The sequence below is a fragment of the Vibrio sp. Vb1337 genome (assembly GCF_033338715.1).
GTDB classification, from domain to species: Bacteria; Pseudomonadota; Gammaproteobacteria; order Enterobacterales; family Vibrionaceae; genus Vibrio; species Vibrio alginolyticus.
Map to the genome: position 1 here is coordinate 48,330 of NZ_JAWOTD010000020.1, position 22,038 is coordinate 70,367.

20 protein-coding genes are annotated in these 22,038 nt (G+C 47.3%); 5 read left to right on the forward strand and 15 right to left on the reverse strand.

All coding sequences use genetic code 11. The annotated features are described in order from the left end of the window. Position 1 precedes the first annotated feature (1 nt). Positions 2 to 1,207, reverse strand: a complete 1,206-nt coding sequence (punC, locus tag R7E42_RS19010; protein WP_115386380.1) for a purine nucleoside transporter PunC — start codon at positions 1,205 to 1,207, stop codon at positions 2 to 4. A gap of 152 nt (positions 1,208 to 1,359) precedes the next feature. Here punC and punR point away from each other — a divergent pair, with 152 nt between their 5' ends. Then, complete coding sequence (gene punR, locus R7E42_RS19015; protein ID WP_017821565.1) at positions 1,360 to 2,262, forward strand: DNA-binding transcriptional activator PunR; 903 nt, start codon at positions 1,360 to 1,362, stop codon at positions 2,260 to 2,262. Between the two features lie 54 nt (positions 2,263 to 2,316). Here punR and ilvA read toward each other — a convergent pair whose 3' ends face one another. From ilvA to ilvG, 5 genes are read right to left on the reverse strand one after another with little or no spacing between them, the layout of a single operon-like run. Then, positions 2,317 to 3,864, reverse strand: coding sequence for a threonine ammonia-lyase, biosynthetic (gene ilvA, locus R7E42_RS19020; protein WP_017635600.1), 1,548 nt, complete (start codon positions 3,862 to 3,864; stop codon positions 2,317 to 2,319). 2 nt (positions 3,865 to 3,866) lie between these two features. Beyond that, a complete protein-coding gene (gene ilvD, locus R7E42_RS19025) occupies positions 3,867 to 5,708 on the reverse strand; it encodes a dihydroxy-acid dehydratase (RefSeq protein WP_005383859.1) in 1,842 nt (613 codons plus the stop codon). Positions 5,709 to 5,721: 13 nt separating this feature from the next. Continuing rightward, positions 5,722 to 6,660, reverse strand: a complete 939-nt coding sequence (gene ilvE, locus R7E42_RS19030; protein ID WP_005378953.1) for a branched-chain-amino-acid transaminase — start codon at positions 6,658 to 6,660, stop codon at positions 5,722 to 5,724. A 12-nt stretch (positions 6,661 to 6,672) separates the two neighbouring features. After that, positions 6,673 to 6,957 (reverse strand): acetolactate synthase 2 small subunit, encoded by a 285-nt coding sequence (ilvM, locus tag R7E42_RS19035; protein ID WP_005378958.1) that lies wholly within the window; start codon positions 6,955 to 6,957, stop codon positions 6,673 to 6,675. A gap of 11 nt (positions 6,958 to 6,968) precedes the next feature. After that, positions 6,969 to 8,615: an acetolactate synthase 2 catalytic subunit gene (gene ilvG, locus R7E42_RS19040; RefSeq protein ID WP_005378960.1), complete on the reverse strand. Its 1,647-nt coding sequence runs from the start codon at positions 8,613 to 8,615 to the stop codon at positions 6,969 to 6,971. Between the two features lie 465 nt (positions 8,616 to 9,080). On the opposite strand from ilvG, the gene R7E42_RS19045 reads away from it, so the two are divergent. Continuing rightward, positions 9,081 to 10,604, forward strand: coding sequence for a YifB family Mg chelatase-like AAA ATPase (locus R7E42_RS19045; RefSeq protein ID WP_005383862.1), 1,524 nt, complete (start codon positions 9,081 to 9,083; stop codon positions 10,602 to 10,604). 55 nt (positions 10,605 to 10,659) lie between these two features. Here the strand turns inward: R7E42_RS19045 and R7E42_RS19050 are convergent, their stop codons facing one another. After that, positions 10,660 to 11,616, reverse strand: a complete 957-nt coding sequence (locus R7E42_RS19050) for a DUF2860 domain-containing protein (protein ID WP_005379034.1) — start codon at positions 11,614 to 11,616, stop codon at positions 10,660 to 10,662. A 149-nt stretch (positions 11,617 to 11,765) separates the two neighbouring features. Here R7E42_RS19050 and R7E42_RS19055 point away from each other — a divergent pair, with 149 nt between their 5' ends. Beyond that, positions 11,766 to 12,644 carry an acyltransferase gene (locus tag R7E42_RS19055; RefSeq protein ID WP_086047109.1) on the forward strand — a complete coding sequence of 293 codons (879 nt, stop codon included), beginning with the start codon at positions 11,766 to 11,768 and terminating at the stop codon, positions 12,642 to 12,644. 46 nt (positions 12,645 to 12,690) lie between these two features. On the opposite strand, the gene R7E42_RS19060 is transcribed toward R7E42_RS19055, so the two are convergent. The 5 genes from R7E42_RS19060 to R7E42_RS19080 form a co-directional block, all read right to left on the reverse strand. After that, positions 12,691 to 13,293, reverse strand: a complete 603-nt coding sequence (locus R7E42_RS19060) for a thiol:disulfide interchange protein DsbA/DsbL (protein WP_005379036.1) — start codon at positions 13,291 to 13,293, stop codon at positions 12,691 to 12,693. A 34-nt stretch (positions 13,294 to 13,327) separates the two neighbouring features. Next, positions 13,328 to 14,314, reverse strand: coding sequence for a serine/threonine protein kinase (locus tag R7E42_RS19065; protein ID WP_005379037.1), 987 nt, complete (start codon positions 14,312 to 14,314; stop codon positions 13,328 to 13,330). Positions 14,315 to 14,367: 53 nt separating this feature from the next. Then, positions 14,368 to 15,789: a cytochrome c oxidase accessory protein CcoG gene (gene ccoG, locus R7E42_RS19070; protein WP_033906581.1), complete on the reverse strand. Its 1,422-nt coding sequence runs from the start codon at positions 15,787 to 15,789 to the stop codon at positions 14,368 to 14,370. Between the two features lie 308 nt (positions 15,790 to 16,097). Next, positions 16,098 to 16,364, reverse strand: coding sequence for a YihD family protein (locus R7E42_RS19075; protein ID WP_017821571.1), 267 nt, complete (start codon positions 16,362 to 16,364; stop codon positions 16,098 to 16,100). Between the two features lie 166 nt (positions 16,365 to 16,530). Further along, positions 16,531 to 16,698 (reverse strand): hypothetical protein, encoded by a 168-nt coding sequence (locus R7E42_RS19080; RefSeq protein ID WP_005379043.1) that lies wholly within the window; start codon positions 16,696 to 16,698, stop codon positions 16,531 to 16,533. A 296-nt stretch (positions 16,699 to 16,994) separates the two neighbouring features. Here R7E42_RS19080 and R7E42_RS19085 point away from each other — a divergent pair, with 296 nt between their 5' ends. Further along, complete coding sequence (locus tag R7E42_RS19085; protein WP_005379045.1) at positions 16,995 to 17,801, forward strand: sporulation protein; 807 nt, start codon at positions 16,995 to 16,997, stop codon at positions 17,799 to 17,801. Between the two features lie 70 nt (positions 17,802 to 17,871). Further along, the gene (gene trhA / locus R7E42_RS19090; RefSeq protein WP_169629132.1) at positions 17,872 to 18,525 is read left to right on the forward strand and encodes a PAQR family membrane homeostasis protein TrhA; all 654 of its coding nucleotides are present in this window, start codon (positions 17,872 to 17,874) and stop codon (positions 18,523 to 18,525) included. 33 nt (positions 18,526 to 18,558) lie between these two features. Here trhA and R7E42_RS19095 read toward each other — a convergent pair whose 3' ends face one another. From R7E42_RS19095 to trkA, 3 genes are read right to left on the reverse strand one after another with little or no spacing between them, the layout of a single operon-like run. Further along, positions 18,559 to 19,143: a DUF3157 family protein gene (locus R7E42_RS19095; protein ID WP_054575337.1), complete on the reverse strand. Its 585-nt coding sequence runs from the start codon at positions 19,141 to 19,143 to the stop codon at positions 18,559 to 18,561. A 26-nt stretch (positions 19,144 to 19,169) separates the two neighbouring features. Continuing rightward, complete coding sequence (locus tag R7E42_RS19100; RefSeq protein ID WP_318072921.1) at positions 19,170 to 20,615, reverse strand: TrkH family potassium uptake protein; 1,446 nt, start codon at positions 20,613 to 20,615, stop codon at positions 19,170 to 19,172. A 9-nt stretch (positions 20,616 to 20,624) separates the two neighbouring features. Next, on the reverse strand, positions 20,625 to 22,001 hold the full coding sequence (gene trkA / locus R7E42_RS19105; protein WP_005379062.1) for a Trk system potassium transporter TrkA: 1,377 nt from the start codon (positions 21,999 to 22,001) through the stop codon (positions 20,625 to 20,627). Positions 22,002 to 22,038 lie beyond the last annotated feature (37 nt).

Below are 22,038 nucleotides of genomic sequence, written 5' to 3' on the forward strand. Positions count from 1 at the left end.
ATTAAAGTTCGTCTTCACTCACGACTCGGGCGTTGTCAGGAGTCGTAAAGTGCTTGGATAATTCGCGATTCGACAGAATGTATCCCATCCACAGCCCACCCATACAGATGATGATTGCGATGCCAGTAACCATCTGAGCTTGGCTTGCCATTGCGGCTACCAATGCACTTGAGAAGCTACTTACACAGATTTGCAGGCTGTTTTGCAGACCTGCTGCTGTTGCAGGGCTCTGTTGTGCGCTGGCCAGTGCACGGTTTACCACGATTGGGTACAGTGCGCCGTTAGCAACGGCAATCAAACAGAATGGCGCAAGAATAGGCCAAATCGATGACAGCTCCCACTGTGAAGCAATGAAAATCATTAATGCCGCGACACTAAATAGGCCAATCAGTTGGCGCAGAACCTTTTCATCACCAAATTTTCGAACGCCGACTTTACCTAAGTAGCCACCAGCCATAAACGCGATAGTTTGTGGGATAAAGCTCAAACCAATATCTTTTGCTTCGTAGCCCAGTTGCGCCATGATTTCTGGCATCCCAGTTAGGTAAGCAAAGAATGCAGCTGAAGCCGTCGCAAACATAAACACGTTGCCAAGGTATTTTTTAGAACTCAGTAGCGCTTTGATGTCGGCAGATATACTGGTTTGTTTGATTTCTGCTTTCTCGTCTTTTTGTGCCATGGTCGCAAAGACCAAAAAGACACCAACCAGTGTTAGCGTAATAAAGATACTGTGCCAGCCGAAATTATCTGCCAACACAACCCCTAATTGAGGTGCTAGTGCTGGTGATAGCGCGACGAGTGGCATGATTGTCGCAAAAATTTGTTGGCTACTGCTTGAGTAGCGCTTAATGACCATAGCCTGCCAGATCACGGCTGGTGCACACACACCGATAGCTTGGATAAAGCGCAGTGTGAGTAGTTGCCATACTTGATCACAGAAAGCCAAACCGAATGACGCGATAGTAAATAGCACCAACCCGGCTGCGAGTGTATTACGATGGCCAAATTTATCGGATGCCAATCCCCACATTAGTTGGCCAATCGCCATACCAACGAGGAATACCGTTAAAGAGAGCGCAATTTGCTCAGGGCCTGTTGCAAAGTCGATTTCCATCGCTTTGAATGCTGGCAGATACATATCGGTAGCAACGAAGCCAAGCATCGATAATGCTGCCAGATAAATGAGCTGTAGTTTTGAGATTTTCATGATTCAACCAGTCAAATTATTTAATCATTTTTTAATCAACACCAGTTGGCGCCAACCCTGATTTATTTACCTTATTATTCTATTTTTCGATTTTGAGAAAATAAAACGCTAAAATTGTTGGTTATCAATCAAATTTTTTGAAAGGTTAAATCATGTTCTCTAAAGCGTCTTTGGAAATGCTGGATACGGTTGCCCGTTTAGGCAGTTTCACCGCTGCGGCTGAGGTATTGCATAAAGTCCCCTCAGCCATCAGCTATGGAGTAAGGCAGGTCGAGCAAGATTTAGATGTGGTGCTGTTTCGACGTTTACCAAGGAAAGTTGAGCTAACTCCAGCGGGTGAACTTTTTATGGCCGAGGCGCGCTCTTTGCTGCGTCAAATGGAAGAGGTGAAAGCACAAACGCGGCGAGCGGCTCAAGGATGGAAAAGCACGTTAAAGCTGACCTTAGATAACGTGGTGAAGTTAGAAAAACTCAAACCTTTGGTGGAAGATTTTTATCGCGAGTTTGAATTTGCTGAATTGCAGATCAATATGGAGGTCTTCAATGGTTCTTGGGAAGCCATAGCACAAGGTCGAGCCGACATTGTCGTTGGCGCGACATCTGCGGTTCCCGTTGGGGGAGATTTTGAAGTCAAAGATATGGGCGTATTAGATTGGGCATTTGTAATGTCACCCGCTCATCCTTGCGTTCGACAACAAGTGCTTACTGAAGAGTTTGTGAGTCAATTTCCGGCGATCTGTCTTGATGATACTTCGAACGTGCTGCCAAAACGCCATACTGGCCATTATCCGCAACAGCGCCGATTATTATTGCCCAATTGGTATAGTGCGATTGAATGTTTAAAAAATGGGGTGGGCGTGGGTTACATGCCACGTCATATTGCAACACCCTTAATCAATGATGGTGTACTGGTGGAGAAGGTCATGCCGGATGATAAACCGCTCAGTCACTGCTGCTTAGTATGGCGCAAAGATGATAATCATAAATTGATCCAGTGGATGGTGGACTATCTTGGGTCGCCTAATCAGCTACATAAAGATTGGTTACAGTCATAAAAAACACCTCGCTAATGCGAGGTGTTGTCTTTGATATATTTGAAATGTGGCGTTTTATGACAAGAAAAACTTATACGATGGGTTGTCTGTCTCGTCTTTGCATTGATAGCCAAGTTCACGTAAATGTGCAGAAAACTGAGCTAAATCGCTTTCATCTAACTCGAAACCACATAAAACACGTCCGTAGTCAGCGCCGTGGTTACGGTAGTTGAACAAGCTGATATTCCAATGAGTACCGAGTGTGCTTAAGAACTTGAGTAGCGCTCCCGGATATTCTGGGAATTCAAAGCTGTATAGGCGCTCTTTAAGCGGCTTAGACGGCTTACCACCAATCATGTAGCGCACGTGCAGCTTCGCCATTTCATCATCAGACAAATCAACCACTGGGTAGCCACCATCACGTAAGTCGTGAATGATATGTTCTAGCTCTTCCTGACCGCCTTGCAAACGCACACCGACAAAGATATTTGCCAATGCGTCATCGTTGTAGCGGTAGTTAAACTCTGTCACGGCACGGCCGCCAATGAGGTTACAGAACTCAAAGAAAGCACCTTGACGCTCAGGGATGGTGACGGCAAGCAGACCTTCACGTTTTTCACCAAGCTCGCAGCGTTCAGAAACATAACGCAGACCGTGGAAGTTGGTGTTTGCACCAGACAGTACAGTTCCTAGATTCTTACCTTGCAATTTGTTTTGCTCAGCAAACTTCTTCAAACCTGCCAGAGCAAGTGCGCCCGAAGGCTCAGCAATGGCGCGAGTGTCTTCAAAGATGTCTTTTACGGCTGCGCAGATTTCATCGCTAGAGACGGCAATATGGCCATCAATGTACTTCTGGCATAGACGGAAAGTCTCTTCGCCAATGCGTTTTACAGCGACGCCATCGGCAAACATGCTGACTTGGTCTAGTACCACTGGTTCACCAGCATCCAGCGCGGCTTTAAGACAAGATGAGTCTTCAGGTTCAACTGCAATCACTTTGATTTCTGGCATCAGTTGCTTCACAAGTACCGCAACACCGGCAGCCAAACCGCCACCACCGACAGGGACGAAGATGTAATCAAGGTGACCATTTTGCTGCAGCATTTCCATGCCTATGGTGCCTTGACCTGCAATCACCAGTGGGTGATCGAAAGGAGGGACAAATGTGTACCCATGCAGATCAGAAAGGCGTTCCGCTTCCGCTTTTGCCTCATCAAAGTTGCTGCCGTGCAGCACTACATTGCCACCGAAGCCACGTACCGCATCGACTTTGATGTCTGGTGTGGTTTTAGGCATCACGATGGTGGTTTTGATGCCTAGCTTAGTACCAGAGAGCGCCATGCCTTGAGCGTGGTTACCTGCCGATGCTGCAATGACACCAGCGGCTTTTTGTGCTTCAGATAAACTCGCCACCATGTTGTATGCACCGCGCAATTTGAACGAGTGTACGGGTTGGCGATCTTCACGCTTGATCTGCACGTTATTCCCGATACGTGCAGATAAACGAGGCATTTCTTGCAGTGGCGTCACTGTTGCTACTTCATAAACAGGTGCGCGAAGGATTTGGCGCAGATAATCTGCGCCAGTTTGGTTCACTTGTTTTTCGGGTTGAGCTTCCATCATTGCTAGCCCTCTAGCTTCGACTTGTCTCGTACTGCACCCTTGTCAGCACTGGTTGCCATACTCGCGTACGCTTTGAGTGCAAATGAAACTTCACGTTGGCGGTCAACTGGTTTCCAGCCTAGTTCGTCTTGTTTTGCACGGCGCTCAGCAAGTTCTTGTTCAGACACTTGGAGTGAAATTGAACGGTTTGGAATATCAATTGCAATCATATCGCCTTCTTTTACCAGGCCAATTGCACCGCCGTTTGCTGCTTCAGGAGAGGCGTGGCCGATAGAAAGACCTGATGTGCCGCCAGAGAAACGGCCGTCAGTCAGAAGTGCACACTCTTTGCCAAGGCCCATCGATTTTAGATAAGTGGTTGGGTAAAGCATTTCTTGCATGCCCGGACCACCTTTAGGGCCTTCGTAACGGATAACAACCACGTCGCCTGCTTTTACTTTGCCACCCAAGATGCCTTCTACGGCGTCTTCTTGGCTTTCAAATACCACGGCTGGGCCAGTGAATTTATGAATGCTCTCATCCACACCAGCAGTCTTAACGATACAACCATCTAATGCGATGTTGCCTGATAGAACGGCTAGACCACCTTCTTGGCTAAAGGCATGATCGATAGTACGAATACAACCTTCCGCACGGTCGTCATCAAGGCGATCCCAGCGGCAATCTTGTGAGAACGCTTGAGTAGTACGAATACCCGCGGGACCTGCGCGGTAGAACTTAAGTACTTCTTCGTCTTCAGTTTGGATGATGTCGTATTTCGCCAGCTGCTCTTTCATCGAAAGGCCAAGCACGGTGCGCGCATCATTGTGTAGAAGACCTGCACGATCTAACTCACCAAGAATTGCCATGACGCCACCAGCGCGGTGTACGTCTTCCATGTGATATTTCTGGGTAGATGGTGCCACTTTACATAGGTGTGGTACTTGGCGTGATAGGCGATCGATATCTTCCATATCGAAATCCACTTCACCTTCTTGCGCTGCAGCCAACAGGTGCAAAATGGTGTTGGTTGAGCCACCCATTGCAATATCCAGTGCCATCGCATTTTCGAACGCATCAAACGTAGCGATGTTGCGTGGCAGTGCTGATTCGTCATCTTGCTCGTAGTAACGACGAGTCAGTTCAACGATGCGACGACCTGCATTAAGGAACAGCTGTTCACGGTCTGCGTGCGTTGCCAGCATAGAACCGTTACCTGGTTGAGAAAGACCCAGTGCTTCCGTTAGACAGTTCATTGAGTTTGCAGTGAACATGCCTGAACACGATCCACACGTTGGACATGCGCTGCGTTCGATCTGCTCGCTTTGCTCATCAGACACTTTTGGATCCGCGCCTTGGATCATCGCATCTACAAGGTCTAGTTTGATGATCTGATCAGAAAGCTTGGTTTTACCCGCTTCCATTGGACCACCAGAAACAAAGATAACAGGGATGTTAAGACGCATAGATGCCATCAACATTCCTGGAGTGATTTTGTCACAGTTAGAGATACATACCATGGCATCGGCACAGTGCGCGTTGACCATGTACTCCACAGAGTCTGCGATCAGTTCGCGTGAAGGCAGTGAGTACAGCATGCCGCCGTGACCCATTGCGATACCATCATCAACCGCGATGGTGTTGAATTCTTTCGCAATACCGCCAGCTTTTTCGATTTCGCGTGCTACAAGCTGACCCATGTCTTTCAGGTGTACGTGACCCGGAACAAATTGAGTAAACGAGTTTACAACGGCGATGATTGGTTTACCGAAGTCTTCTTCTTTCACACCCGTTGCACGCCACAGTGCTCGTGCACCCGCCATGTTACGACCATGTGTGGTGGTAGCTGATCTATATTTTGGCATTTCCTAATCCTTCTTACTTCTGTTCTGGGTACACATAGTCTAACCAGCCCCACTTATCTTCCGTGGTGCCGTCAAATAGGCCAAAGTAGGCTGCTTGTAGTTCTTTAGTGATAGGGCCGCGCTTACCAGTGCCCACTTCAATCTTGTCGATGGTTGCCACTGGTACAATCTCAGCCGCAGTACCTGTCATGAAGACTTCATCGGCAAGGTAAAGGGCTTCACGAGCAATGTTCGCTTCACGTACTTCGTAGCCTTTATCGCGTGCAATTGTCATGATCGAGTCACGAGTGATGCCCGGTAGAATCGCGCTAGTTGCTGGTGGTGTGGTGATTACGCCATCTTTGATAACGAAGATGTTTTCACCAGCCCCTTCCGATAGGTAACCATCTACGCTTAGCGCAATACCTTCGTCGTAACCGTGACGACGCGCTTCACCACCAACCAGTAGTGAAGATAGGTAGTTACCGCCTGCTTTAGCCGCAGTTGGGATGGTGTTTGGCGCAGCGCGGTTCCAGCTTGAAATCATCGCGTCGACACCTTTTTCTAGCGCTTCTTCGCCTAAGTAAGAGCCCCAAGGAAATGCTGCAATGATTAGATCCATCTCAGTGCCAACTGGTGGACATACGCCTAAGCCAACATTACCGACAAAACCCAATGGACGAATGTAAGCGCTGTCGAGTTTGTTTTGGCGCAGCGTTTCGCGGGTCGCTTCCATGATTTCTTCTACAGAGAAAGGGATCGGAAAGCGGTAAATCTTGGCAGAATCTTTTAGACGTTGTGCATGCTCACGGTGACGGAAGACAATTGGGCCTTTTGGTGTGTTGTAACAGCGCACGCCTTCAAACACGGATGTACCATAGTGCATTGCGTGAGTCAGAACGTGAACGTTCGCCTCTGCCCATGGAACCATCTCACCATTAAACCAAATGAAATCTGCAGTTTTCGTTGCCATTTGTTGCCTTCCTTATGCACTTACGTGTTGTTGTAAGTTGTGATTTGGCAGTTCATCGTTGCGGATTTTTAGCACCTCAACCTTACGAACGTCCCACAACTTCTCTATTTGATTGATCAAAAACGAGATTGGTCGATCGCTGTCGACGATGATCTCGACGCTGGCTACTTTGCTTTCGTGGTTTTGCGTAGCAGCGACTTGTTTGATCACGAAGCCTCGGTGACGAATCACACGTAGAACGCGCTCCAACAGTACCGGTTTGTCATCGGCTTTGATGTCGAGTAAATATCTGTCCATGCGATTGTCTCCTATGTATTTTCCAACATATCACTGTTTGATGCGCCAGGTGGCACCAATGGCCACACGTTTTCTTCTTCATCAATCAAAACGTGAAGCATGTAAGAAGTTTCACTCGCTAGCATCTCTTTGAGAGCAGGTTCGACTTCTTCTTTCTTGGTGATGGTTTTGCCCGGGATATCGAACGCTTTTGCTAACATCACGAAATCTGGGTTGTCATCAAGAATGGTTTCACTGTGGCGACCGTCAAAGAACAATGACTGCCATTGGCGAACCATGCCAAGACGTTGGTTATTAAGAAGGACAATCTTCACTGGAATCTGCCGACGCTTCAGCGTGCCCAATTCCTGAACGTTCATCATAAATGAACCGTCACCTGTAATAAGGATAGACTGATCATCAGGACGTGCGACTGCAGCGCCCATCGCTGCTGGCAAGCCAAAGCCCATGGTGCCAAGGCCAGCAGAAGTGATAAAATTTTGTGGTTCGCGTGGCTGGATATGTTGCGCTGCCCACATCTGATGCTGACCGACGTCGGTCGAGACAATTGAGCTATCTGGCATCATGTCAGACAGTTGTTTAAGCAGTAGCGGTGCGTAGATTAACTCGCCTGGGTGGTCGTAACGCCACTTAAAGCCGCTGCGCAGACTTTCACTGTGATGAACCCACGGTGAGATATCTTGAGTCAGCTCTAGCTGAGGAAGAATGGTGTTGATGTCGCCACGTAATGGTGCGTTGGCGTGGCGCAGTTTATGAATCTCCGCAGCATCAATGTCGATGTGAATCACTTTCGCATTTGGTGCAAACGTATCGAGCTTACCCGTCACACGGTCATCAAAACGCGCGCCAACCACGATCAATAGATCGGCTTCTTGAACCACTAGGTTGGCGGCTTTGGTGCCATGCATACCCAACATACCAAGATAGTGAGGATCATGGCGTTCAATGGTACCGAGGCCTTTTAATGTGCTAACTGCAGGCATTGGGTTTAAGCGAAGAAATTCGCGTACTGCATCGGTTGCTTTCGCAAGTTGCACGCCACCACCAACATACAACACTGGGCGAGTAGATGCTGCCAGCACATCTTGCGCACGTTTGATATCTTCAGCGCTGACATCTTCGATTGCTGGTGCTATGTATGGAGGAAGAAGGTCTGTAGGTGCTTGAGCGAGTTGAACGTCTTTGGCGATATCGACAATGACAGGACCCGGACGACCGGTTTTTGCGACCTCAAAGGCTTCGGCAAGTGTCGGAGCTAGATCTTCAATTTCGGTCACGAGATAGCTGTGCTTAGTACAGGCTAGGGACATTCCGATCACATCCATTTCTTGGAATGCATCGGTACCGATATGAGAGCTAGCTACCTGGCCTGTGATGGCAACTAGAGGTACGGAGTCAAGGAAAGCGTCGGCAAGGCCGGTAACAAGGTTAGTGGCTCCTGGGCCGGAAGTTGCCATGCACACAGCAACGTCTTGAGTGGAACGAGCCATCCCGATAGCAGCCATAGCGGCCCCTTGCTCGTGACGGCATAGGATGTGTTCCACCCCACCGTCATACAAAGCATCATAGATTGGCATGATGGCCCCGCCGGGGTAGCCAAAAACGGTTTCGATGCCTTGCTGTCTTAAAGCGGCTACGACAAGTTGTGCACCAGTCATCGTAAACCTCCTTTGCTACGTTGTGGCTCGTAGCGATTGCCATATTTATTGCACTTCATGTGCACTCCCATTCTTCCCGTTAAACTGTCCGAGGGTTAGACAGATGACAACTTGTAGTTGTAAAAAAACCCCCGGACTTTTCAGTGCGGGGGTTTTTTGTAATTTGTGGTTACCTTTCGCCCACAATACCCCGCGCGGTGCCAATAATGACCACGATAATCAGGGCTAGCAGTGCGTTGATATGAGCGAAAAGGTTCATCTGTCTGTCGTTCTTTTTTCGTTAAAAAATGTTGTGTAATGTTCTACGAAATTGTTTGCGTCATTAGTGGTATCACACAATTCCGCTGCATGACAAGCAAAAAGTCATTCTTTTTTCACATTAACTCTCAATTGGGACGCGGTATATAACATAACCAACTAGATAAAACATTTGTTTACAGAGTGTTCAAAAAAATTGAGGAACGTATGGGGCTGGCAATCATTCATAGTCGAGCAAGCGTCGGGGTGCAAGCGCCATCGGTTAGTGTAGAAGTTCATATCAGCAACGGCATGCCAGGGTTTACCTTAGTAGGCTTGCCAGAGACAACGGTAAAAGAGTCCAAAGATCGCGTACGCAGTGCGATCATTAATTCTAACTTTCAATTTCCTGCTAAGCGGATCACCGTGAACTTGGCTCCGGCAGATCTACCCAAGGAGGGAGGACGTTTTGATCTTCCTATTGCATTGGGAATTTTGGCCGCTTCGGAGCAAATCGCGACAGATAAGCTCAAAAACTACGAATTTGTGGGTGAGTTAGCACTATCTGGTGGTCTGAGACCTGTAAAAGGTGTGCTACCTGCTGCGCTGGAAGCCAGTAAGATTCAACGTCATTTGGTCGTCCCACATGTGAATGGCGATCAGGCGGCGCTGGTGGGGAAGGAACAACATAAATCGGCCCAATCATTACTGGAAGTATGTGCCGAGCTTTGTGGTCAACATCGACTGAATCTTTTTCAAACGCCTAAGCGAAAAACGATCGAAAAACATGGTCGAGACTTACAAGATATTATTGGCCAACAACAAGGTAAGCGAGCACTGGAGATTGCTGCCGCTGGAAACCACAACTTACTTTTCCTTGGCCCGCCAGGTACTGGAAAAACGATGTTGGCTTCGCGTTTGTGTGACTTATTACCGGAAATGAGTGACGAAGAAGCAATGGAAACCGCTTCGGTGGCATCGTTGACTCAGAGTGAAATTAATGAGCATAACTGGAAGTCGCGTCCGTTTCGTTCTCCGCATCATTCAAGTTCAATGGCGGCATTAGTCGGCGGTGGTTCGGTACCCAGACCAGGGGAGATCTCTTTAGCCCACAACGGGTTATTGTTTCTCGATGAAATGCCCGAATTTGATCGTAAAGTTCTGGACTCGTTACGCGAACCGCTCGAATCTGGCGAGATCATTATCTCTCGAGCGCAAGGTAAAACACGCTTTCCGGCTCGTTTCCAATTAGTTGGAGCATTGAACCCAAGCCCGACAGGATATTACGAAGGCAATCAAGCGCGCACTAATCCACAAGCTATTTTGCGCTACCTTGGTCGATTATCTGGACCACTGTTAGATCGCTTTGATATGTCTTTAGAAATCCCAGCTTTGCCCAAAGGGACATTAGCAGAAGGAGGTGATCGCGGTGAGCCGACTGCTATCGTAAAAGCGCGTGTGAGCCATGCGCGTAACAATATGCTAAACCGCAGTGGTAAGGTCAATGCACTGCTAGGTAGTCGAGAAATTGAGGCGTTTTGTCCCTTGCATAAGAGTGATGCTGAGTTTCTTGAGACCGCTTTGCATCGTTTAGGACTCTCGATTCGTGCATATCATCGTATTATCAAAGTGGCGCGAACAATCGCCGATCTGGATGGGGCGGAGCAAATTGAACGAACGCACTTGGCTGAGGCACTTGGGTATCGAGCGATGGACCGTTTGCTGAAACAGCTTACGGCGCAAGCGGTATAGACAGCAAAGTGTCATCGCAACAAGTGTTGTAAGCACCTTGTTGCGATGAAGGGCGTTAGAAGGTGTAGTTGAGACCAAGCGACAATAGGTACTCTTTCTCCTCATAAAACGTGATATTCGAGTCAGTTTGGCTATAGCCGGCTAAAGAAATGAACGACCAGTCTTGCCAGTCAAATACGTTTTGATATTCGTAGGCCGCAAATAGGCTGATGGTGTCGTCATTTCGTGTTTTAGCAAAAGTTTGGCTAGCGGCTTGATAGTCTTTCCATGCATAACCCGCGGTGAGGGCCAATCGATGGCGGTTGATAAATTTAAACCAGCTGATGTCAAACCCGTACGAATCAAATGATTCCGCCTTACCGTCGGCATCTTGATTGATGTAGGTGAAAGCGGGTTGCAACATAGACGTTTGGTTGAGTGGAATGCGATAGTCGCCTTTGACATAGTAAAGGTTAGCATCGCGAGCAAGTGAGCGGTCTGTCACTTCCTCCTGCTCGATGTCTTTATCAGCATAAGCAAGATCAAGGTTGAAGTTCTTATCTATTAACCCTTTGATCTGAAAGCGATACGCATTGCCGTCAACATCCGTCTCTTTACGTGCGGTTCCTACTTGATAAGGGTTGCGCCAAGTTTCGCCTTTGAGTACCGTCGGCAGATAGGAAACATCGAGCACGGTGCCAGATTGTAGCTCGTGTTGATAGCCCAACTGAAAAGCGAGTGTACCTACCGCGACATCTGAGCGTGTGGTACCGGCGTAAACTTGGTGGTTGAGTCGGCTACCAAAGGTGTATGTCACACTCCCTAGCGGTGCAGCGATAACGGAACTGTCACTATCGGCACGCTTATCGAGAGAATCGATGGTGTTACTATTTTCTGTATTGAAATTGGATTCTGATGATATGAATCCGGCATTCAGCGAAATTTCACCGCCAAAACCTGCGGTTTCAGCGAGTTGAGCCTGAGCAGAACTGACGACAAAGGCCAAAGGCAAGAGAAGTAGCCTTGGTTTCATTCGTTATCTCCTTGTTGTCGAATGAGTGGTGCACATATTGGTTGCGGTAACAAATCTGACCATTTCCACGCATGTTCCAATGTGGCAAAGGCGCAGTATAATTACACGCTGTTTTATTCTTCACACATTATCACTGTTGTTTGACTATCATGTTGGCATATTTGTTATTTTTTTTTAACGCTTCTTTTGTGATTCTCAATTCTGCGGTTTGTTCACTCGCAATTTGTGTTATCGCTGTATTTAAAATATTGCTTCCTGGCGTAAAGCTAAAAGCACTAGCGACCGTTTGTGCCAATAAGGTGATGTGGTTATGGGCTACCGTTAATGCGTGCATTCTGGCGGTATCTAACCGTGTTGAGTGGGATGTTCAGGGCGGTGAAGCGCTTAAAAAAGACGGGTGGTATCTGCTGATCAGTAATCATCTCAGTTGGACAGATATTGTTGTGCTTTGCTGCGTGTTTAAAGACCGTATTCCCATGCCGAAGTTTTTCCTCAAGCAACAACTGCTGTATGTGCCTTTCATCGGGATGGCGTGTTGGGCGCTCGATATGCCATTTATGCGTCGCTATTCGCGAGAGTATCTGATCCGCAATCCTCATAAGCGAGGTCAAGATTTAGAGACGACACGTCGCTCGTGCGCTAAATTCAAACACACTCCAACCACAGTGGTTAACTATGTCGAAGGAACCCGATTTACCGAAGAAAAGCAGCGTAAGAGTAAAGCAAACTATCAATATTTGCTGCAACCAAAATCGGGCGGGATTGCGTACACGTTAGCGGCGATGGGGGAACAGTTCGAGAGCATTATCGACGTTACGTTGGCGTACCCAGAAAATACGCATAAACCGTTCAAGGATTTATTGATGGGCCGCATGAGCAAGGTGGTTGTGCGTGTAAATGTGTTACCCGTTGATGAACGAGTGCTCGGTGATTACTTCAACGATAAGCCCTATAAGCGGCAATTTCAGCAATGGCTGAGTGATGTGTGGCAAGAAAAAGATCGGTTACTACAAGAGATTTACAAGTAAACAAAAGGGGAGCGACGTGCTCCCCTTTTGATTGATATCGATGTGCTTATTTTAGTGTCAGCAAGTAGTTCACCAGAGAGAAGTACTCATCCATCGTTTTGATGCTTTGTGCTTGAACTAGGTATTTGTTGTTAACGATAACCGCAGGAACGCCGGTTAGACCGCTGTTTTCAAATTGCTTGTCCATACGGCGAACCATTGAATCAACCGCGAAGCCTTTGAATGCAGAATCGAATTTTTTCGCATCTACACCTTCATCAAGGAAGATTTGACGAAGTTCTTCATCATTACGTGGTGCTTTCTTTAGATTGTGGATGCGGTTAAACATCACTGGCACCATTTTGTCTTCCACTTTTAGTGCAACCATCGTTGCGTAGGCTTTGCTCATTGATGGGCCCATGTTGCCACCCATGAAAGAAACGTGGTTTTTTAATAGCTTAGTACCTTCTGGCAACTGCTTTTTCAGTTGCTGGATAACTGGTTCAAAGCTATTACAGTGCGGGCAGTAGAAAGAGAAAAACTCCGTCACAAGAGGTTTTTTTGATGCCTCAAGATCCAATACTTTGTAATGTTCACCTTCTTTGAATTGCGCTGCATGTGCCGACAGGCTTAACATCAGCATAGAAAACAGTGCGAACAGTTTTTTCATCGAAATATCTCCATTTTTGAATTTTTGGCCTGACTTACCATTGAGGCATTAAAGACAGCGGTGCTTCTTCTAAAGCGGCGATCTGCTCTTTAAATGCAAGGACCTGACCTTCCCAGTATTTTGGCTCATTAAACCATGGAAAAGCGAGAGGAAATGCAGGGTCATGCCAACGTTTTGCTAGCCATGCCATATAGTGCACCATTCGTAGACCGCGAAGTGGCTCGATTAGTTTCAATTCTGCAGGATTAAAGTCGCAAAACTCTTGGTAAGCCTCTAAAACAATATCCAACTGCATCAGTTTGTCTTGGCGTTCACCGTTCAGTAGCATCCATAAGTCTTGTACTGCAGGGCCGTTACGAGCGTCATCCAAATCAACAAACATAGGGCCATCTCGCCACAAAATATTGCCTGGGTGGCAATCGCCATGTAAACGAATCATATTGAAGCCTTCTTGCCAGTGGCTTTCAATTGATTTGATCAGCATATCCAAGTCATTGAAGAAGCTGTTCTCCAAGTGCATTGGAATCATATTGGCGTTTTGCAGAATCTCTCTTGGTTGATACAGGTATTCTTGTAAGCCGATCGTAGGGCGATGTTGGAAGGCTTGGCGGCTGCCGACTTTATGGATTCGGCCAAGGAAACGCCCTACACCTTCGAGCTGATCTAAATTGTCAACCTCGTATTGGCGACCACCCACGCTATCAAACAGCGCAAAAGCATAGCCTTGATAGTGATGCAGGGTTTCACCGTTGATGCGCACAGGTGGTGCGACGGGGATCTCATTGCCAATCAGCTCTAAAGTAAAGTCGTGCTCCTCTTGGATCTGTTCATTGCTCCAACGTTCAGGACGGTAAAACTTGACGACATAACGACGACGCTCTTCGTCAGTGAATTGATAAACACGGTTTTCGTAGCTATTGAGGGGAAGAAAGCCTGATTCTGCGCGAACGCCGATGCTTTCTAACGCGTACCACATAAAGTCTGGGGTAAGGGCGTCAAAGTTAAACATACTTTGGGACATATAAACAAAAAGGCTCATTACTGAGCCTTTTTCCGTTAGTCACTGAAGTAGCGCTATAGTTTTTTAATAAAACGGCTTTCTACTTCAATAGTGAATTCGTTGCTCTTATCGGTGAGTATAAACTGAATTGTCGTAATCGCAGAGTTTAGCTTGTCAGGATCGGCACCAAGACTCATTGGCAGGTTTAATACCTCACCTGGCTGGACCTGAATTGTCTGCTTACCATACCAGCTTACATCGGATAGCCCTTCAACATCCAACGAGTACTCTTGCACTTGCTGAGTTTTGTTGATCACTTTGAGGGTGTAGGTGTTTTCTACTTCTCCCGAGCTATTAACGCGGAACAGTTGGTTACGGTCGCGAATAACACTCATGCCGGCTGGGTCTACCGCTGCAATTTGGGCAAAGAAAAGACCGACCATGACGAGTAGTACGGCACCATAGCCTAGCAGCTTCGGACGCATGACTTTGGTACTCTTACCCGATAAGCGATGCTCGGTAGTGTAACTAATTAGGCCTTTCTCGTAGCCCATGCGATCCATGGTGTTGTCACACGCATCAATACAGGCGCCACAGTTGATACATTCATACTGCAAGCCGTCACGAATATCGATACCTGTTGGGCACACCTGCACACACAAATCACAATCAATACAATCACCCAAACCAAGCTGCTTTGGATCGGCTTTACGCGGACGTGGGCCACGTTTTTCCCCACGTTTTGCATCGTAGCCAACGATGAAGGTGTCTTTATCAAACATGGCAGACTGGAAGCGCGCGTAAGGACACATGTGAATACACATGATGGAACGCATCCAACCAGCATTACCATAAGTACAAATGGCAAAGAACATTACCCAAAAGACGGGCCAGAAGTTGGCGTTAAAGGTGAAAAAGTCGATAACCAATTGCTTCATTGGTACGAAATAGCCAACAAAAGTAAAACCAGTGGCGAGTGCAATGGCAAACCAAGCTATATGTTTGACGGTTTTACGCATCGCTAAATTCGCCGTCAGCTTATTGGAGTCTTGTTTGCGGCGTTTATTGGCACTACCTTCGAGCTTCTCTTCAAACCAGATATACATGAAGGTCCAGACGGTTTGTGGGCAGAGATAGCCACACCAAACCCGACCCAAGAAGGTGGTAATAAAGAACAACCCAAACGCCGCGATCACAAACAGCAAGGCGAGTAGGGTAAGATCTTGTGGGTACAGGGTGGTACCGAAAAAGTTGAACTGCTGGTTGCCAATATCAAGCAAGATCGCTTGACGTTCACCGTAAGGGATCCACGGTATCAAAGCGAAGAGAAGCAGTAAGAACCAACCACCGTAACGACGCAGTTTCTGGTAAGTCCCTTTGCTTTCGCGTACATAGATGCGATTACTTGGGTTGAACCGATCCCCGTTTCCTTTATGGGTTTTGGGATTATAGGTTTTAGGAGTCACATCTTTGATATCGATCTTGTCCTGACTCATGCACTCATCCTTCTTAGGCTTTTATAATGTACGGCGTCATTTCTATTGATGTCGCTCGATGACATTGCTGCTCGTTCCGTCATAAAGATGACCGAACATAATTATTTTAGTAAATACTGATGAACGGCGATTATACAATCAATAACAATTCCGTTTCTTTAACGCAGTCAATGTTTAACAACAAAAATCAGTACAGTTAACCTGATAATTGGCTGAACAGTTATAACCAATTGTGGGACTAAAAACTTTGGTTATAAAAAAGCGACTCATAGAGAGAGTCGCTTAAAGAATACTGGCTGTTGAGCTGGTTATTTGATGATGCCACGAGCGCGTAGGATCGCCGTTTTAAAATCGTCCTCTTGGTCTTTTTTGAGTCCAGGGATCATTTCATCTTTGCTGCTATTACGCATTTTAAGGTGGTAGATCAGTACATCGTCGGTCAGATCTTCTAGCTTTCCTTCATAGCCTGCTTCTTTTGCCAGCTTAACGATGAACTGCAAGAGGTTCAGCTCTTGATCTTTATGCCATTCAGGCTCTAGTAGCTCAAGCAGCTCTTCAATGCGATGACACTTCATTTCTTTCTCCACAGAATTTATAGGTGTAATTAGCAGTAAAGGTACCAAATTGCTTTGCTAAGACCAAATAGGAAAAACGATCTCTTTCACCGTGGTTTGTTCTAAGTCTTTGAAGTTTTATGAGTTGCGTGCAAAGAAAAAAGCGCAGCTGGCGCCGCGCTTTTGATTAAGCTGCTTTGATAACTTTGGCCGGAACACTCGACATCATTGCTGTCTTCTCAACCAATGTCATTGCTGGCGCAACTTGCTTTGCCTTTGGTGCAGTAGTAAAGCCACTGCGGCGGCGCATTGCACTAGTATTAGTGTGTGCGAACCTGACTGTTGTTGGGCGCATTAATTTACCTAACTGTCAGGCATATCCATTGCCGATGTAATGGCCTGAATCATTATGAGCTAGGCTCCAACAAGATTGAAGAATCACTCTTCTGGCTCTCGCCAATCCAGTTAATGAGTCAGGAATACCGATATGCATGCATATCAAGTGTAAGATTAGCATCCTTGTAATAATTGGTCGATAGTTGAGCAATTGAATTGTTTAGATTTTGTCATTTTGTCGCGATGTTCGAGGCAATTTTTGTTTGATCCCACGATCAGCAGTAGTAGTATGAGATCTCGATGAAGGAGGTGCCTATGTCATTTTTGAAGAAGACACTTGCCAGTTTTGGGATTGGGAGCGCGAAGGTCGACTCAATCTTAAACCAAGACGTGCTATACCCAGGTCAAAGTGTGGATGTGTCGATCCATGTATATGGTGGTGCGACTGAACAAGCGATCGACAACATTGATTTAAAACTCTGTTGCCGCTACATCGCAGAAGCCCCTGATGACCGTGGTGCGCGAGAAGGACACAGCATGCGCCGAGTACCTCAAACTCATGTGCTTGCTAAGTGGAGTCTCCCTTACGCATTTACCATCCATTCCGGCGAAGAGCGTACCTTCGATGTTAAGCTCGATGTGCCTTGGAACACGCCTGTCACCATTGGTGATGCCAAAGTATGGTTAGAAACCGGCTTAGACGTTGCCGCTGCTTTGGATCCGACTGATAAAGACATCCTCACCGTTCGACCTGATCCACTGATGGATGCGGTACTATCTGCATTTGAAGCGCAAGGTTTACGAATTCGCCAGGTGGAATGCGAGGAAGTGAAAGGATTCGATCTACCATTTGTGCAAGAGTTTGAACTGGTGCCAACCGACGGACCTTACCACGGCGTGTGGCGCGAATTAGAATTTGTTGCCCACCGCAGTGAGCAAGAGCTCAAGTTGTGGTTTGAAGTTGACCGCACACGCAAGGGGCAAGGTGGCATGCTCGCGAGCTTACTGGGTAGTGGCAAACTCAAGCGAGAGCTGACCATTCCTGCCACGACTAAGCCAGATCAAGTTGGCGAACTGGTACTCAATTATCTCGATCAAACTACTGCCGTTCATGAGTCTTAATTTAAGCTTACACGTGTAAGCCTAATGTGCCATACTAGAGCAAATTTCAAACTCTAGTATAGGCGCATTGATGCCCGAGCTGCAGAAACCTCAATACAGTCAACGTGAAGAACTGGCCAATACCATCACCCACGGTATAGGGATGATTTTTGGTATTGTTGGCTTGATACTGCTGTTAGTTAAAGCCATAGACCATCAAGCTGACACTTTAACGCTTACCAGTATGGCGATTTATGGTGCGAGTATTATCGTGCTATTTTTGGCCTCGACGCTCTATCATGCGATCCCTCATCCCAAAGCGAAACGTTGGCTAAAAACCTTCGACCATTGTGCTATTTATCTTTTGATAGCAGGCAGCTATACCCCTTTCTTGTTAGTCAGCTTAAGAACACCTCTAGCATTTGGGTTGATGATCGTTATTTGGAGCATTGCGTTGATCGGCATCATCATGAAAGTTGCGTTCGTCTATCGATTTAAAAAGCTTTCTTTGATGACGTATTTGGTGATGGGATGGTTATCGTTGATTGTGATTTATCAATTAGCTATTAACTTGGATGTCGGCGGACTTACACTGCTTGCCGCTGGTGGAATTGTGTATTCACTGGGGGTGATTTTCTACGTTGCGAAGCGCATTCCCTTTAACCATGCGATCTGGCACGGCTTTGTTTTGGCTGGCTGCGTGTGCCATTTCTTTGCGATTTATTACTTTGTTGAGCCTATCTAGCCGATAGGCTCAACAAAGAATATTAAACACGTATTAGCGAGTTTTTACCTCTAGCACTTTGGCAGAAAACTGGTATTGCTGTGATTGCGGTACAGCCAATTTAATGCTCTTACCTTGTTCCGCTTGCTGTGGTCGCAGGTAGGTATCCGCCATGCGCTTGATGGATTGCCAAACAGTCACGTTTTCTTTTGCCAGTTGCTGACCAGACATATCAAACACTTGCACCTCAACTTCCACTTGAATGACAGATTGAGAGCTTTGGTTGGTGATTGATGTAGGTAAAACAAGCTCACCGCTTTGATAGCTTGCTGAACCAATCAATACATCCACACCTGAATCTGATAGCTGCATGGTTGGCTTTTTGGCGTTTACCACCACGGTCGTGCCAACGGTTTTCGTTACCACTGGAATTGTCGCAATCGCAGGAGCTGCGATTGTTTCAACTACGCTTGCTGTTGTTTGTGTCTCCGTCGCTTGCTGCGCCGGTTTTTTCATGACGTATTCCCAGGTAAAGTCATCGTTCAACTTCACTTCTCGACCATCGGCTAAAGTGATGACCTCGGCGGCGTATGTGGATGAGGCGGCAAGTAGGGTCGCCAGAGTAATCCATGTTTTCATTGTTATACCTTTTAATTAGAGTCTGCTTAGCGGCGCCAAAACGCAGGAAAGAACAGTACAAGAATAGTCAGAATTTCCAAGCGGCCCATTAACATCCCAAAGCTTAAGAGCCATTTGGCAGTATCGGGCAGAGGCGCGAAGTTGCCTGTTGGGCCAATCACACTGCCCATACCAGGGCCAACATTGGCAACGGCGGTGATTGAGCCAGAAATACTGGTCACAGGGTCGAGGCCAAGAGCACTTAAACAACCCGCGATAAAGATAATGGTGATAAAAAACATCAAGCCAAATGCCACCACTGAGCGAACAATATCATCATTCACCGGTCGCTGGTTATAACGCTGTACAAACACCCCAGAAGGGTGAATCAACTTCATCATTTGTTTGTTTAGCAGCGTCATTGCAATTTGGAAGCGGAAGATTTTGATCCCTCCAGACGTTGATCCTGAGCATGCTCCCGCCATCATTAAGAATGCGAAAAGAGTAGTGGGTAATGCGCCCCATGCGGTGAAGTCTTCTAAGCCAAAGCCAGTTGTGGTGACGACAGAGACAATATTAAACATCGACACTCGCAGGGCATCCAAAATGGTGTACCCACCTCGAATCACTAGCCAAGCTGAAATCACTAAGCTAGAGAATACGAACAGGTACGCAAATCCTCTAACTTGAGCGTCGTTAACCAACACATCAATACGGCGTTTACGTAATGCGGCGATAAAGAGCAAAAACGGCAAACCACCTAAGAACATAAAGGTAGTGGCCACCCAATGTGCGCCATTAGAGAAGTGGTTCATTGACCCATCAGATGTAGAGTATCCACCCGTCGATAGCGTAGTAAAGGCATGGTTGATTGCTTCGAACAGGTTCATGCCGGTGACCAAGTAGCCCAAAATACATAAGCCTGTTAGCATCAAATAAACCGCTACGATGTTTTTGGCGACCGTTTTCGCTCTTGGACTACTTTTATCCGACCAATCTGATGATTCGGTTTGGAATAGCTTCATACCACCGACATTCAGCATAGGTAACACTGCTACCGCCATCACGATAAAACCAATGCCACCAAGCCACTGTAAAATAGAGCGCCACAGCAAGATGCTCGGCGCCATGTTGTCTAGGCCACTGAGCACCGTTGAGCCCGTCGTGGTGATACCCGACATCGTTTCGAAGTAGGCGTCGGTGAAGCTGATGTGGTTGATAAACACAAATGGCAAGGCGGCAAACGCACTCGCGATGGTCCAAACCAAACTGGTGATGAGGAACATATCGCGTACGCTGAGTTTGAACTTGGCGGTTCGACCTATCGTTAGGCAGATGAAGGCGGCAAGGTGCGTGATCACAACGGCTTGGGCGAAATCGAGGAACCCCCCCGTACCGGTAAAGAAAGCGACCAAAGTCGGCACGTACATAAACAGGGCCAGTTTGGATAAAACCAGCCCGATAACAAACAGTACGGGACGTAAGTTGACCATAGGAAAATCCTAGAGGAAGAATGGACTCGGCTGGAATAGCGCTTCGACGTCTGATACGTATTTTTTGTTGACCAGGAACATCACCACATGGTCATCCTGCTCGATGACCGTACGGTCGTGGGCAATAAGAACTTCTTCGCCACGAACGATAGCACCAATGGTGGTCCCAGGTGGAAGCTTTATATCTCCAATCGCACGTCCAACCACTTTAGATGTACTTTCATCACCGTGAGCGACGGCTTCAATCGCTTCCGCAGCGCCGCGGCGAAGTGAGGATACGTTTACGATATCAGCGCGACGAACGTGCGTTAGCAAGGCTGAAATAGTGGCTTGCTGAGGTGAGATTGCTACATCAATTACGCCGCCTTGTACCAGGTCTACATAAGCGCCACGTTGGATCAGCACCATCACTTTTTTAGCGCCCATGCGTTTTGCCAACATTGCAGACATGATGTTGGTTTCATCTTCGTTGGTCAGCGCGATGAAGACGTCGACTTGGTCGATGTTCTCTTCCGAGAGAAGCTCTTGGTCTGCCGCATCACCGCAGAACACGATGGTGTTTTCTAGTTGCTCAGAGAGCTTTTCTGCACGCTGGTAGTTACGCTCAATCAGCTTCACGCTGTAAGTTTGCTCTAGGCGTTTTGCCAAGCTTGCGCCAATGTTACCACCTCCAACAATCATGATGCGGCGGTACGGTTTTTCTAGGCGCTGAAGCTCACTCATCACTGAGCGAATATGATTACTTGCTGCAACGAAGAACACTTCATCGTCGGCTTCAATAATGGTGGTACCTTGTGGGCGAATCGGACGGCCTTGACGGAAAATCGCCGCCACACGGGTATCGATGTGCGGCATGTGCTCACGCAAAGCAGACAGCGCGTTACCCACCAACGGGCCACCATAGTAAGCTTTCACCGCCACTAGGCTGACTTTCTGTTCAGCAAAACTCACCACTTGCAGCGCGCCTGGGTATTGGATCAGACGTTCGATGTAGCTCGTGACGAGTTCTTCTGGTGCGATAAGGTGATCAACAGGAATAGCGCCAGATTTAAACAGGGCTTCTTTTTCTGCCAAGTATTCTGGAGAGCGAATACGCGCAACGCGGTTTGGGGTATTGAATAGAGTGAACGCGACCTGACAGGCGGCCATGTTGGTTTCATCAGTGTTGGTTACTGCGACGAGCATATCGGCGTCTTGCGCGCCAGCTTCGTGTAGCACGTCTGGATGGCTCGCATGGCCATTGACCACACGTAGGTCGTATTTGTCCTGCAATTCACGCAGTCGGTCGGCATTATTGTCGACGATGGTGATGTCGTTGTTTTCACCCACTAGGTTTTCTGCCAGTGTGCCGCCAACCTGACCTGCACCAAGAATAATGATCTTCATACTCTTTTCTCGTATCTGAAAAAGGCGATTGAAATCA